At 63.0% G+C, this 14,504-nt stretch carries 9 protein-coding genes and 1 pseudogene; 2 read left to right on the top strand and 8 right to left on the bottom strand.

The window, feature by feature from the left end:
* Nucleotides 1-284: 284 nt before the first annotated feature.
* From Q0687_RS26470 to Q0687_RS26490, 6 genes and pseudogenes are all read right to left on the bottom strand, one after another.
* Nucleotides 285-2,219 carry an alkyl sulfatase dimerization domain-containing protein gene (locus Q0687_RS26470; RefSeq protein WP_298883543.1) on the bottom strand — a complete coding sequence of 645 codons (1,935 nt, stop codon included), beginning with the start codon at nucleotides 2,217-2,219 and terminating at the stop codon, nucleotides 285-287.
* 68 nt (nucleotides 2,220-2,287) lie between these two features.
* Complete coding sequence (locus Q0687_RS26475) at nucleotides 2,288-3,439, bottom strand: GGDEF domain-containing protein (RefSeq protein WP_298883546.1); 1,152 nt, start codon at nucleotides 3,437-3,439, stop codon at nucleotides 2,288-2,290.
* A gap of 122 nt (nucleotides 3,440-3,561) precedes the next feature.
* Entirely contained in the window at nucleotides 3,562-4,845 is a 1,284-nt protein-coding gene (locus Q0687_RS35870; protein WP_363323994.1) for a TRAP transporter large permease subunit, read from the bottom strand.
* Nucleotides 4,846-5,088: 243 nt separating this feature from the next.
* Nucleotides 5,089-5,454: pseudogene (locus Q0687_RS35875) on the bottom strand (TRAP transporter small permease subunit); the annotation flags it as partial.
* 236 nt (nucleotides 5,455-5,690) lie between these two features.
* The gene (locus tag Q0687_RS26485) at nucleotides 5,691-6,692 is read right to left on the bottom strand and encodes a DctP family TRAP transporter solute-binding subunit (RefSeq protein ID WP_298883549.1); all 1,002 of its coding nucleotides are present in this window, start codon (nucleotides 6,690-6,692) and stop codon (nucleotides 5,691-5,693) included.
* Between the two features lie 218 nt (nucleotides 6,693-6,910).
* Nucleotides 6,911-7,681, bottom strand: coding sequence for a methyltransferase domain-containing protein (locus Q0687_RS26490; protein ID WP_298883551.1), 771 nt, complete (start codon nucleotides 7,679-7,681; stop codon nucleotides 6,911-6,913).
* Nucleotides 7,682-7,836: 155 nt separating this feature from the next.
* Between Q0687_RS26490 and Q0687_RS26495 the strand changes: the two genes are divergently transcribed.
* Complete coding sequence (locus tag Q0687_RS26495) at nucleotides 7,837-8,580, top strand: SDR family oxidoreductase (RefSeq protein WP_298883687.1); 744 nt, start codon at nucleotides 7,837-7,839, stop codon at nucleotides 8,578-8,580.
* A gap of 27 nt (nucleotides 8,581-8,607) precedes the next feature.
* Here Q0687_RS26495 and Q0687_RS26500 read toward each other — a convergent pair whose 3' ends face one another.
* Entirely contained in the window at nucleotides 8,608-9,537 is a 930-nt protein-coding gene (locus Q0687_RS26500) for an AraC family transcriptional regulator (protein WP_298883553.1), read from the bottom strand.
* Between the two features lie 422 nt (nucleotides 9,538-9,959).
* Between Q0687_RS26500 and Q0687_RS26505 the strand changes: the two genes are divergently transcribed.
* Complete coding sequence (locus Q0687_RS26505; RefSeq protein WP_298883555.1) at nucleotides 9,960-10,871, top strand: MBL fold metallo-hydrolase; 912 nt, start codon at nucleotides 9,960-9,962, stop codon at nucleotides 10,869-10,871.
* Between the two features lie 119 nt (nucleotides 10,872-10,990).
* Here the strand turns inward: Q0687_RS26505 and Q0687_RS26510 are convergent, their stop codons facing one another.
* The gene (locus tag Q0687_RS26510; protein ID WP_298883557.1) at nucleotides 10,991-14,257 is read right to left on the bottom strand and encodes an AIDA repeat-containing protein; all 3,267 of its coding nucleotides are present in this window, start codon (nucleotides 14,255-14,257) and stop codon (nucleotides 10,991-10,993) included.
* Between the last annotated feature and the right edge of the window lie 247 nt (nucleotides 14,258-14,504).

The raw sequence follows: 14,504 nt of genomic DNA on the forward strand, positions 1-14,504 counted from the left end.
ACGAGCGCGCCTAAAGCGCGCGCCGATCCGGGACCCATACGCCGCAGCAATTGTCTGGCGAAGACTCGCAGTGACCTGTCTCGCCCCAGACTTCTCCCTCGGCTATGGGTCCCGGGTTCGCGCTTCGCGCGCCCCGGGACAACAACTGAGTGTGTGGCGCCCTCCTCCATCCCCACGTCACTGGGAGCGTAGCGAAGCAATCCAGACTGTCTCTGTCGAGGGACTCCGGATTGCTTCGTCGCAAGGGCTCCTCGCAATGACGGAGCCCGCGGCAATTGCGGCGGCTACACCACCACCACCCGCTTCGGCTCGACAATCTCGAACATCCGCGGAAACTCGTCCATCAGGCCCATTAGCTCGGCAAGCTTCATCGGATTGCCCGACAGCTTGACCTTGCCGGCCGCCACCGCCTCCGGAAAGCTCGTCAGCTTACCGATCACCTCGTCCAGCGTTGCGCGCGCCAGCGTGAAGCTGGCGTCGGCCTTCTCGGCCTGCACGCCTTCGGTGTAGGTCAGCGCGCAGTTCTCCAGATTGAGCACGAACGTCTCGCCGGTATCCGAAAAGCTCCAGTTGAGCACGATGCGCTTGCCTTCCGCCTTGGGGCCGTTGAGACGGATGCCAAGCACGTCCCAGAGCTGCTCCGTGCGCAGCGCGGCCAGGGTCTCGCGCGGCATCGGCGCACGCGGCGGAGTCTTCGGCATGCCTTGCCGAAGTTCCTGCGCGCCGAACAGATAGGCGTTGCGCCATGTCGAGCTCTCGGCGGCATAGCCGAGCTGCTCCAACGTGTCGGCGAGCAACGCGCGCGCCGCTTGATTGTCGGGCTCGGCGAAGACGAGATGGCCGAGCGCCTGCGCCACGAAGCGGAATTCGCCCTTTTCAAAATCCGCAGCCGCCCGCGTCAGGATCGCGTCGGCGCCGCCCATGTACTCGACGTATTTCTTGCCAGATGCCACCGGAGGCAGCGGATCGAGATTGACCGGGTTGGCGTCGTACCAGCCGAGATATTTCTGGTAGATCGCCTTCACGTTATGACGGATGTGACCATAATAGCCGCGGCCGTGCCAGGCACCTTCCAGGCTCCTCGGCAACTGGATCGTCTCGGCGATCTCGGCCGCGTTGAGACCGTGATTCATCAGGCGGATGGTCTGGTCATGCGCGAACTTGTAGAGGTCGCGCTGCTCGCGGATCATGCTGTCGATGCGTTCACGACCCCACACCGGCCAATGGTGCTGGCCGCACATCGCCTCGGCCTTGCCGCCCCACAGCTGCAGCGCTTCGCCCAGATATTTCGACCACGCCAGCGCATCGCGCACGTCAGCGCCGCGGAACGGCAGCAGATTGTGGAAATTGTGCGTGCAGTTTTCGGCGAGGTTCAGAAGCTTGTAGCGCGGCAGGAAGAAATGCATCTCCGCCGGCGCTTCGCTGTTCGGCGCCATCTGGAATTCGAATTCGACGCCGTCGATGATGCGCTTGTCGCCGGTCGCCATGATCAAATCGGTCGGCCGCAGCAGCGCGACCGCGCCGGCCGCCATGGTCTTGCCGAGGCCGCAATCGACCTGGCCGCGCACGCCCTTCGCGAGGAACGGCCCGAACTGATACTGCGCCCGGCGCAGCATCGCCGGCCCGGCGATGATGTTCTCGGAGACGGCGTGCTCCATGAACAGATCAGGCGCGATGATCGGCACGCGCCCGGTCGCCAGCGCATCCTCCTCCAGCACGCCGCGCGCGCCACCCCAGTGATCGGTGTGGGTATGGGTGAAGATCACTGCAGCGACCGGCTTGAGGCCGCGATGCCTGAAATAGAGATCGAGCGCGGCGCGTGCCCCCTCGATCGAGGTCAGAGTATCCACGACGATGACACCGCTGTCGCCCTCGATCAGCGTCATGTTGGCGATGTCGAGGCCGCGCACCTGGTAGACGCCCGGCACAACCTCGAACAGGCCGTGCTGCATGTTCAGCCGCGACTGCCGCCACAGGCTGGGATTGACCGTCGGCGGAGCCTGCTCGCTGGACAGAAAGCCATAGGGCTCCAAGCTCCAGACGGTCCGTCCTTGCAGGTTCGCGATCTTGGCGTGCTCGATCGTGCCGAGGAAGCCGCGCGCAGCGTCGTCGAAATCCCGCGTGTCGGAAAACGGCAGCGCGTTCAGCATCGCCTGATGCTGCGCAATCACGGACGGCGTTGCGTCCTTCGGCGTGTTGGCTGCTTCGGTGCTGGTCATAGGCTCCTCCCCGGCGTCTTGTCTGGGAAGGCATCTAACCGCATCTCGATTGCGGTTCCAACCGCTCCTTACGCGGCCAGCCCTTCGGATACAGTCTGGCCCGACGCCCTCGTCATCCGCATCTCCCGCGCCAGCACGTAGCCGCCGCGGCTCTCCTTGGCGCGGTAAAGTGCACGGTCGGAGCGCGACAACAATGCCTCAGCGGTTCGCCCATCATCCGGCGCAACGGCAATGCCAACGCTCACGCCGAGCTCGACGATCTGTCCATCGACGTCATAGGGTACACTGAGCGATTGCACGATGCGCATCGCCATCGCTTCCGCGTCCGTCGCTGCGCGCTGAACAAGGACGAATTCGTCGCCGCCCATGCGGATGACGAGGTCATCGGCCGCGGCGAGCAGCTTGAGCCGCCCGGCAACCTGCTTGAGCAGCGCATCGCCAACGGGGTGGCCGAACCGGTCGTTCGCTTCCTTGAAGCGGTCGAGATCGAGCGTATGGACGGCAACCATCCCGGCCGCAAGCATGGCGGGCAAGTCCGTCGCCAGCACCGAACGGTTGGCCACGCCGGTCATCGGATCGATGCGCGAGAGCTGCTCGAACTGCCGCTTGAGCGTGATCTGGTTGATCGAGGCGTTGAAGCTCAGCCGCACCATCTCGAAGCTCGCGACCACATACATCAGGATGAGGAGCCCGAGCCCGACATGGCGCAGATCCGGCTGCATGAAGGTCACGATCGCGGCGGGCGCTGCGATCGCCACGAGATCGAGCAGCGCGGCGACCGGACGCAGCGCCAGGCGCGCCACCACGCCGGCGCCGAAGCCGAAGCCGATGCCGATCGCCATCACCGAGCACAGCGCATCGCCCAGCACGATGCTGCGCGCGGCAAACATGCCGAGCACGAAGGCCGTTGCGACGGTGCCGGCCACATAGATCCGCTCCCAGCGCACGGCCTCGGACCGGTCGAGCCGTGGCGATCGCGCAAGGCGGCGACGGAAGGACACGATTTCGAACAGACGGACAATGGCCACCACGACGCCCGCGACCGTGAGGGCCGCCGCGATCATGTCGCCGGTCTCGTAGGTCGTGATGGCGCCGACCATCGCAAGGCAAGCGGCCGCAAGAATGTTCGGCATCGTCGTGCCGTGAAGGCCCGTGATGACTTCCAGGTAGACGGCATCCGAAATCGACGCCCGTCCGGATTCCATTCTGTTGAACAACATGCCCGCACCCATCTCGCTGGCATGGTCTTACCGCAGATCCGTAAAAATGCCTGCGCTGCACCACGACGGCATTTGAACGCGCGGCTTTACCGCGCGTTAGCCATGTCCGGCCTGCGAGCCGGCTAGTGCATCCCCAGCATCCTTGGCAGCCAGAGCGTCAGGTCGGGCCAATAGGTCACGATGACGAGGAAGCCGAGCATGGTCAGCAGCCACGGCATCACCGCGCCCGCGAGGTCGGTGATGCGCATTCGGGCTATCATCGATGCGACGTAGAGGTTCAGGCCGACAGGCGGATGGCAGAGGCCGACCTCCATGTTGACGTCCATGACGATGCCGAAATGGACGAGGTCGATGCCAAGCTTCTTGGCCGCCGGCGCCAGGATCGGCGCCATGATCAGAATGATCGAGTTCGGCTCCATGAAGTTGCCGGCGAGCAGCAGCAGCACGTTGACGACCAGCAGGAAGCCGACCCAGCCGAGGTTCTGCGCCGTGATCCAGTCGGCAAGCGTCGCCGGCAAGTTCTCGTTGGAGAGCACGAAGGAGAACAGCACCGCGTTGGTGACGATGTAGAGCAGCATCGCGCTGGTGTTGGCGGCGCGCAGCAGCACGCGCGGCACGTCCGACATCTTGATCGCCTTGTAGACGAACACCGCGATGATGAAGGAATAGACCGCAGCCATCGCCGCCGCCTCGGTGGCGGTGAAAAGGCCGCTATAGATGCCGCCGATGATGATGACGACCAGCATCAGACCCCAGACGCTCTCGCGGAAGGCGTGGACGGTCTCGCCCCAGGTCGCCTTCGGCAGCCGCGGATAATCGCGGCTGCGCGCCAGCCACCAGGTGACGATGCAGAGCATCGTCGTCAGCAGGATGCCGGGCAAGAGACCCGCGACGAACAGCGCGCCGATCGAGGTGTTGGTCGAGACCGCGTAGACGATCTTCGGGATCGACGGCAGCATCAGGATGCCGAGCGAACCCGCAACCGTGATAATGCCGGCGCCGAAGCGCATGGGGTAGCCGTGACGGACCATCTCGGGCAGCACGATGGCGCCGATCGCGGCGACGGTCGCGACGCTCGAGCCGCACACCAGCGCGAACATCGCGCAGGCGACGATGCCGGCAAGGCCGAGGCCGCCGTGCCAGTGACCGATCAGCGAGGTCGCGAAGTTGATCATGCGGCGCGCGACGCCGCCATGGGTGAGGAAGTTGCCGGCGAGGATGAAGAACGGGATCGCCATGATCTCGAAGCCCTCTATGCCGGTGAAGAGCTTCATCGAGACGGCTTCGATCGGCACCGCGGTCAGCGTGAAGAGGAACGTCATCACGGTGAGGCCGAGCGCGATCGAGACCGGGATGCCTGTCAGCATCAGCGCGATCAGCAGCGCGAACACGGTGACGGCCCGCAGCCAATGCGGCAGCACGATGAAACCGGTCTTCTCGCCGAGGCAGAGTGCGAAGATCAGGATCGGCGCCATGATCAGGATGACGCCGAGCGGCGAGACCTTTCGCGACGCGGCCCTGGTGGCGGCGCCGGCAGGCTGCGGATGCAGCGCCGGCGAGGCGTCGGCCTCGACGCCCTCGACATGGGTCTCGTCATGATGCGGCAGCTCGCCGGTCCAGAAATAGAACCAGGAGACCTGCAGGAAGCGGAAGCACATCAGGCCGGAGCCGAGCGGGATCGCGAGATACACGAACCACATCGGCGCTTCCAGGTCGTTGGACTGCTGCCCGGTCTTGAACATCTCGCCGACAAAGGACGCGCCGAAGGTGGCGATCATGCCGGTGAACAGCGCGCCGCACAGCAGCGAGAACAGGATGACGTGCTTGCGCGAATGTTCCGGCAGGCGGTTGACGAGCAGGTCGACGCCGACATGGATGCCCGTGCGCACGCCATAGGCCGCGCCGAACTTCGCCATCCAGATGAACATGTAGATGCAGAGCTCCTGCGCCCAGGACAGGTCCAGCTCGGACAGGAAGGTGAACACCGCCATCGACGCGGATGCCAGCCAGGTCATCCCGTGCGCGGCAGCCCATCGCGACAGGTTGATCGATTCGCCCGCACCGTAACGGTGCACGACGGCGATGAAGATCAGTCCGGTTGCAGCGGCAATGAGCGTCGCGATCAACCATTCTTCGAGATGATTGAGCAACTGGTTGAGCGCGCGCAGCAAATCAAAGCCCCCCTGTCGATACGAAACGGTCGGGAGTGCCCTCACTCCCGACCGTTGGTATTATTCTCCTGGAAAACGCGTCAGTTCATCTTGACGTCGAGTTCCTTGGCGACGAGATCGAGGACCTCCTGCCCGACCCGGCCCTTGGCCCAAGTATAGGTCGGCCGCATCGCCTCCTGCCATGCCTTGCGGTCGGCGTCGCTGAGATAATGCAGCGTGGTCTTGCCCGACTTCTTGATCTCGGCCAGCGCGTCCTCGTTCTCCTGATGCGCGATCTGGTTGGTGTAGTCGGTCGCCTCCGCCATCGCCTTCTCGAGCTGGGCGCGGATATCGGGGGGCAGGCCGGACCAGAATTTCGAGTTGACGATCACGGCGTATTGCAGATGCGCGTGATAGGACACGGTGATGTCCTTTTGCACCTCGTAGAACTTCTGCGTCAGATAGTTCGAAGCCGTGTTCTCGCAGCCGTCGACGACCCCGGTCTGGAGCGCCTGGTACACTTCCGAAAACGCCATGATCTGCGGGATCGAACCCATCAGGCGGAAATACTGGTCGGCGATCTTGGATCCGGAGATGCGGAACTTCAGTCCCTTGAAATCCTCCGGCTTCATCAGCGGACGATTCGACGACACCATGTGGAAACCGTTGTCCCAGTAAGCGAGGCCGGTGATGCCTTTCGTTTCAAGTTTCTGGAACAGCCATTTGCCGACCGTGCCCTTCATCGCGGCGGAATAGGTCGCGTCGTCCTTGAACAGCCAGGGCAGGTCCAGCGCCTCGAATTCCTTGATGCCGAGCGGGGCGAATTTCGCGGTCGAGGGCGCCAGCATCTGCACGGAGCCGAGCTGGAGCGCCTCGATCTCCTCCTTGTCCTTGTAGAGCGAGGAGTTCGGATAGACTTCGATCTTGACCTTGCCGTCGGTGTACTTCTCGGCAAGCTCCTTGAACTTCAGCGCGCCCTTGCCCTTCGGCGTATCGTTGGCGACGACGTGGCTGAACTTGATGATGATCGGGCTCTGAGCCTGAGCAATGGCCGGAGCCAAAGCAAGCGCGGCCGCGGCGACCGCAAAGAGCAGTTTGCGCATGAAAAACCTCCCCAACAACCTCGGAAACCGGGATTCTTTTTTGTTTTGCGGTTTCAGTAGTGGCAGCAATCCGCACCCCGAACAACTAGACCTAAGCCCAATTTGCCGCAGCGAACCAATGCCGCAGGCAAGCTATCTTGCTCGCGGTCGCATGCGCAACCCGGCGCCCGCTCCGGTCACCGGGAGCGAGCGCTTATGTCGCATCGCAGAAGGGGGCGTTAACCCTTGCGTTGGGCGACCATGAACAGCCGCCGGAACGGGAATAACGTCTGCCCCGCCGCATTCTTCGGGTAGGCCTTGGCGACACGCATCCCATAGGCCGCCTCGAACGCGGCCTTCTCGTCGCCCTGGAGCACGTCGAGATAGCGCGTCAGCCAGGTGCCCTTGGTCCATTCCTTCACGGGATTTTCGCCCTCGAGAACCTGGAGATATTCGGTCTCCCAGATGTCGATGTTCTGCGCGAGCGGGGCAAGAAGGTCGTGATAGAAGGCCGGCCCTTCGACCGGCGGCGGCGTAACGAGGTGCTCGACCTTGGACCGCCACGGCCCGTTCAGGGCGGTCTCGCCGATCAGCACATGCGATGGCGCCAGAAAGTTGCGCGGCATCTGCACTGCAAGTATTCCGCCCGGCGCGACCTTCTCCATCACTGAGGGAAAGAGTGCCGCATGATTGGGCAGCCAGTGCAGTGCGGCATTGGAATAGACGACGTCATATTGCTTCGCAGGATGCCAGTTGCCGAGGTCTTCATGGGACCACTCCACGTCAGGCGCGGCCTTGCGCCCGGCGGCAACCATTTCGGCCGAGCCCTCGACGCCTGTCACCGCGGCCGATGGCCAGCGCTCCTTGATCAGCTTTGTCACGTTGCCGGCGCCGGCGCCGAGATCGGCGACCGTGCGCGGGCCGACATCGGGAATCCGCATCAGCAGGTCGACCGCAGGCCGGAGCCGGTGACCGGAGAATTTCAGATATTGCTGCGGATCCCATACCATTGGTCGAGCCTTTTCTTTTTGGTGTTTCCTTCGCGTGGCCTCTTGGTTACCACTCCTCGTCCCGGTCGGGCAAATCGCCGCACCCGGCACAGGGCAGCAAAACGAAAGCCAAACGAAAACCAAAGCGCGAAAAGCGAACAAGAGAGCGTGTGACCATGGACCTCGGGCTGAAATCGAAAACCGCTGTCGTCACCGGAGCCAGCATCGGCATCGGCCGCGCCATCGCCAAGGGTCTCGCCGCCGAAGGCGTGCGTGTGGTGGGCGTGGCGCGACGGACCGACTTGCTCGCCGAGCTGGTGAAGGAGGTCGGCGGCGGCCTGATCACGCCGTTCGAGCAGGACGTGATGGCCAAGGACGCGGCCGAGAGGATCGCCGCCTTCGCGCTGAAGGAGCTCGGCCATGTCGATATTCTCATCAACAATGCCGGGGGTAGCCGGCCGCTGCCGGTCGACGCGCCCGACAGCAAATGGGACGAGGCGATCGCGCTGAACTTCACCAGCTACCGCCGCATCGCGCATGCGCTGTTGCCACAGATGATCGCGCGCAAATGGGGCCGCATCGTCAACATCACCGGCAAGTCCGAGCCGGAAGGGCTCAATGCGGCATTCGCGGCGAAAGCCGCCGTACACGCCTGGGCCAAGGGCCTGTCACGCGAGATCGGCGAGCACGGCATCACCATCAACTGCATCCCGCCTGGCCGCATCATGAGCGAGCAGATCCGCCGCAATTACGCGCCCGAGTATCGCGAGCGCTTTGCCGAGGAAGAAATTCCGGTCGGCTATTGGGGCGAGCCGGAAGACCTCGCCGCGCTCGCGGTTTTCCTGGCCTCGCCGGTGGCGCGCTACATCACCGGCACGGTGATCCCGGTGGATGGCGGGCTGCGACGGTATCAATTCTAAAGCGCGGGCTGAACAGGCTACGTTGACCTAATCCTCGCGGCTCGATGCGCCCAGTGCATCGCGCCGCCAGGCCCCCGGACTGGTGCCTGTCAGCGCGGAAAAAACCCGCGTGAAGTGGCTCTGGTTGGCAAAGCCGGCCGACATCGCAATCTCCGACAGCGGCAGGCCGCACACGCTCATCAAGCGCTTGGCGGTACTCACGCGATGATGGAGAAGCCAACGATGTGGCGGCAAGCCGGTCGAGGCGCGAAACGCGCGCGAGAAATGACTGACCGAAATGCCGAGCTCGGCCGCGATGGCCTTTAACGGCAGTTTGCCGGCGAGATCCGCCTCGAGCTTGTCACAGGCGCGCGCCAGCTGCCATGGCGCAAGCGCACCGCGGCTCGTCTCGGCTTTGTGCCGAAAGCCTCCATAGGTCTGCGCGACGTGGGCGGTGAGCGCCAGCATCATGTGATCGATGAAGAGCTGGTTGGCCTCATCAGGCCGGCGCAGCCCCTCGCGCAAGGACGCGCCGATATGGCGGACGACCTCGTCGTCATGCCCGACAGGGCTGCAATCGAGCGCACCGATGCGCCGCGCCCCCGACTGGTCGATGAGACCATCGAGCGCCGAACGCGGCACGTAGAAATGCAGGGAGTGAAGCGGCTTGTCGATCACGTAACGCGGATCGGCCTTGAGGTCGTACAAATAGGTCGTGCCGGCATGGACGTCGGTCTTCTTGAGGTGACGCCCCTGCTCCCAGATCTCGCACTCCGGATAGTCGCGCAGCTTCAGGCTGACGAGATAGGCATCTTCCGCCGCGAACGAACCGGAAAGACCCGGCACCGGATTGTCGTTGCGGGTTTCCGTGACGGCGATCTCGGTGCTGCGCAGCGATCTGGTCATCAGCATCGGCGGCACCTGCTCGAGACGCAGGAATTCTCCGAGCCGTTCACCGTAAGCGCCTTTGGTCATCATATGTCTCTTCTGTGAAGGTTCGAGCGCAGGCCACAGCAACCTGCCATTTCGAGGGCCGTGTATCGGGTATTCCCCCATCGCTGTCCACGACCGACGGGGTCGCACCGGACCGCGCCCGCCCGCGCGCGACTGACCGCTCCGCGTCAGAATTTTCCAATCATTTCAGGACGTTCCGGGTAGCCTCGACGATCTGAGGGTGGCGGCGGGCTGCAACGGGGCGATCACGACTTTTCACAAACGCACGCAAGGTGCTCGCATGCGGCGTCCGCGGAGCAGAATCGGACAACGCGGGGCAGCATCGGGAAAGACGCGGATTTTCGCGCCGCCTAAAAGGCGCCCATCAGCTGCACCGGAGGTCCGGGGATGACCTTCGACCTCGGTCTATCGGTCGAGCAAACATCGCCCGGAGAAAGGAAACCAACATGAATCTGCACAATGCTTCCCTGGCGTCGAAACCCGAAGAGCTGGTCCCCTCGCGTTACGCGGTGCGTATCGGCGAGATCGACGTGCTGGTGGTCAGCGACGGCGTGCTGCCGCTGCCGACGACCATGCTGGCGCACAACGCCGATCCTGCCGTCCGGGGCAACTGGCTGAAGGACATGTTCCTGCCTCAAGACGCATTCGACTGGGCGCTCAATGCGGTGGTCGTGCGAAGCGGCGACAAGACCATCCTGATCGACGCTGGCCTCGGGTCCGATCCCAATCTGCACTTGCCGCGGGCCGGTCAGTTGATCAAGCGATTGGAAGCCGCCGGCATCGACCTTGCGTCCGTGACCGACCTGGTGCTGACCCACATGCACATGGACCATGTCGGCGGGCTGCTCGTCGACGGCGTGAAGGAGCGGCTGCGCAAGGACCTGCGCATTCATGTGGCGGCCGCCGAGGTCAAGTTCTGGGAGTCGCCCGATTTCACCCACACCAACATGCCACAGGGCTTCCCGGATGCGCTTCGCGCCGCCGCCAGGCAGTTCGTGAAAATGTATGGCAGTCAGATACGCCAGTTCGACGAGCAGCATGAGGTGGCCCCCGGCGTCGTTGTCCGCCGCACCGGCGGCCACACGCCCGGACACAGCGTGGTCCGCGTGGCGTCCGGCGGCGAGGCGCTGACATTCGCCGGCGACGCCGTGTTCGCCGTCGGATTCGACCAGCCTGAATGGCACAACGGCTTCGAGCACGACCCGGAAGAAGCCGCGCGCGTTCGCATCCGCCTCCTGCGCGAGCTCGCCAAGAGTGGCGAACTGCTGGTGGCCACGCATATGCCATTCCCGTCGGTCGGGCACGTCGCAGCCGCCGGCGATGCCTTCCGCTGGGTACCGGTGTTCTGGGACTACTGAGCCTGACGGAACTGGGGCGCGAGCTCATGAATGAATGAGTTCGCGCCCCAATCCCGCTTGATCCGCAATCGCCATGGATTTCGCAAGCAAGGAAACCGGCGGCAAAGCAAAGCCGCGTTCTACACGATCACAAAGTTCGATGCGTGCAATTGGCTGATCGCGGCGTCGACGAAATCGATCGACCCCGCGTGAGGCGCACTGCCCAGGGCAAGCAGGGTCCCGCCATGCCCATCGCTCCTGAGCGCGCTCATGATATCGGCGACGGCGTGGTAATTGCCGACGCCATTTGCAAGTTGGACGACGCCGAGCGCGTCATTGCCGAATCCGGAAATCATATCGAATTGGTTGCCGGAATTGACGGAGACGGTCAGGCCCGTGCTGTGATCAATGATGTCGACATGGGCCGGACCATTGATGACCGCCTGGTTGCCGAACCCGACGAAGTTGAACTGATCCGATCCACCATTGGCCGTAACGACGTCCTGTCCGATCTGGTTTGTCACGTCTGCCGTGGAGCCGTTGAGCACCACGTGATTGGCGACTCCGCCAAGTATGATCGTATCGTGGCCCGCGCCGGCGACGACGGTGTCTAATCCATTGCCTGCCGCGATCGTGTTTGTTCCGGAACCGACGGTGATCTGGTTGACCATCCCGTCGAGCTTCACGGTGTTGTTGCCATCGCCGAGAGTGACGCTGTTGGCGCCACCTCCACCCGTGACAACGTCATTGCCGTTTCCAAGCACGACCTTGTTGCCAAATCCTGAGAGCGTCACCTGGTGGTTGCCATTGCCCGCCATCGTCGTGCTCGCGCCGTCACCCGGATGGACGACATCTTTGCCGTTGCCGAGCGTGATGATGTTTCCGTATCCGCCGGCGTCGATGGTATTGTTGCCGTTGCCGAGCGTTATCGTCGTGGCGCCCGTCGAGCCCGTTACCGCAGTATTGCCGTCACCACCGGTAACGCGGTTGTCGAACCCCTCCAGATGGATGGTGCTGTCGCCGCTCGGCACATCAACCGTGCCGTACAGTCCGGCGTAGATCGCATCATTCCCACCGTTGCCGTGGATGATGTTGAACATGCCATAGGCGTGGATGATGTCGTCGCCCGTCGTACCCTTAATGATCGCGTGACCGGATGCCGGACCATTGATCGTCGTAGGACCGGCCGCGGCTGTCAGCAAGATGCCACCGGTGCTGTCTTGCGTGATGCCGAAATGCGTGATCGACGTATCCGCCAGTGTGAACGTCTCGCTCGCTGTGCCGTTGCTCACCGTGAGCGTCGAGCCGGATACAGTCGCCGTTGCACCATCTGTGTAGGAGAGCCCGGAAAGGTCGATCTCGTCGCCGAGCGCAATGCCCTTGATCTGGCTTGCAAAGGTCGACGAGCCGGCAACCAGCTCCTCCTCAATCTTGAGCGTGCCCAGGCCGGAGAAAATGATCGCGTCGTCGGCGATTGCGCCCGCCCTGAGATCGAGCATGCCGCCGGCGATCGTGGTCGCGCCGACAATGCCACCCGCTTCGACGAATTCCGTGGCGCCATGATAAATCGTCGAAGCGTTCGCGGTCCCCTGATCGAGCACGTCAAGCGTGCCGCCGTTCAGGGTCGTGGCGGTGACGATGCCGCCGTCCGAGACGGAGATGCTGCCTGAATTGAGGATGGTTCCGCTCGCCTCGCTGGCGTCGACCGCCGGTGCATTCGGATCATTGGTCACGGGATCCGGTATCGACCCCGAGACCGTCATCACGCCACCATCGATGGTGGCATTCTTGGCGATCCCCGCGCCGGAGAGGTGCAATTCGCCGCCGTTGCCGACATCAGCCGAATCGAACTCACTTCTGATGACGGTAGCGAATTGGCCCCCTGGAGAATAATAGACGGTCTCTCCCGACGCATTGATGATCCCGCCCGATCCGACGATGGTGTCGCTGGCAATGCCTCCGTTGGTGAGCGTTTGGACGCCGCCAGCGTTGACGGTGGTTGCCGTGACGATGCCGGTATCGACAACCTGTTCGCCGCCATTGTTGACGGTGGTGTGATCGGCCCGTCCCGGTCCGGGCTCATCGTGAATGTAAAGACCCGCGATATGCTGAATGCCGCCCTTGTTGATCGTTGTGTAGCTCGCGGTGGCGAGAAGCTCGACATCCTGTTCGCCGCCATTGATGACAGTGTTGGTCGCGGAGCCTCCCTCGCCGAAGTTACCGACGATTTGCTTGCCACCCGCCGATATCGTCGTGTTCGTGGCAGTGCCGAGCACCTTGAAGGTTATGCCATCAGATACGGTGAAGTCGCTTTCTGCATAGCCATACTCGACGACGAACGTCGCGCCGCTCTGGAACGTCGTGTCGGAGAACGTTGCGCCGGCTTCGAGAATCAGCGTTCCGCCGGCCGAGACAATGCCGCCATTGAGGACACCTCCGTCGAGAACGTCGAGCGTGACGCCGTTCGCAACAACGAAACCAGTTTCGCTCGTGCCGTCTCCGATCTCCAGGGTGCTGCCGACGTTGAACACCGTGCCCGAAAACTCTGCATTGCCAAGCACGACAAGAGCGCCACCTTGATTGACGATTGTGTCGGTCGCAGTCGCGCCGGCGGATAGCTGCATCGTTCCCAAATCGAGCGTCGTGCCGGTCACTGTGCCACCGGCGTCCACGTTCAGACTGCCGAAGATTTGGACGATGGTTCCCGATGCCAACGCGCCGTCCGACACCGTCAAGGTTCCACCATTTTCAACGATAGTGCCGGTGGCCATGCTGGCGTCGACGGAAGGCTGACCGGGAACGTTGGCGAACGGATCCGGTATCGATCCCGACACCGTCATGACGCCGCCTTTGACCACGGCATTCACCGCAGTCCCGCCGCCGGTGACGTCGAATTCGCCCTGGTAGTTGATGGTCGCAGCGGTCGCTACGCTTTGGATCACCGGCGGCGGATACACGGGTGCCGTTTCCACGGTTTCACCCGAAACTTTGAGAACGCCACCGGATTCGACAACGGTTCCGTTGGCGCTGCCACCATTGGTCACGTTCTGGGTGCCGCCGGAATTGACCCTCGTCGCTGTTGCGATGCCGGTGTCGACGTCCTGCTCGCCGCCATCGATGGCGGTATGATCAGCCTTGCCGGGGGATGGTCCCTCATGGACATAGGAGCCGGTGACGCGCTGGACGCCCTGGAAGATGGTCGTATAGCTGGCGAGGCCATTGGAAACGACGTCCTGCTCGCCGCCAAAGATATTGGTGTTGGTTGCCGTACTCGTCGTGGAGGATCCGCCGACTGTCTGCGAACCGCCCGTCAAGATCCACGTGCGATCGACGGAAACGCCGCCACTGACGTCCATCGTGTCACCATCGTGGAGCGTCACTCCACTGGCGGGAGGAATAACCGTCATATGAATGCTCCGCGTTTGGTTCCCAGAAAATCAAACCAGCAAAGCAAAAATCATGCGACGGCTATTCAACCTAAAACTGCTGGAGTTCAGAATGCCTGTCAAGCAATCGTTGTCTCTCACCGAAATTTTGAACGGATGCTCGAACGGTTTCAGCTGACGACAATCGTGATGCGAATGCGGCGGCATTTGCTCGATGAACTTATCAAGAGCGTGACGAAGATTGCGTCGGTCGTGCGCTCAAGATCTG

Origin of the sequence: uncultured Bradyrhizobium sp., assembly GCF_936928535.1 — a bacterium.
Classification (GTDB): Bacteria; Pseudomonadota; Alphaproteobacteria; order Rhizobiales; family Xanthobacteraceae; genus Bradyrhizobium.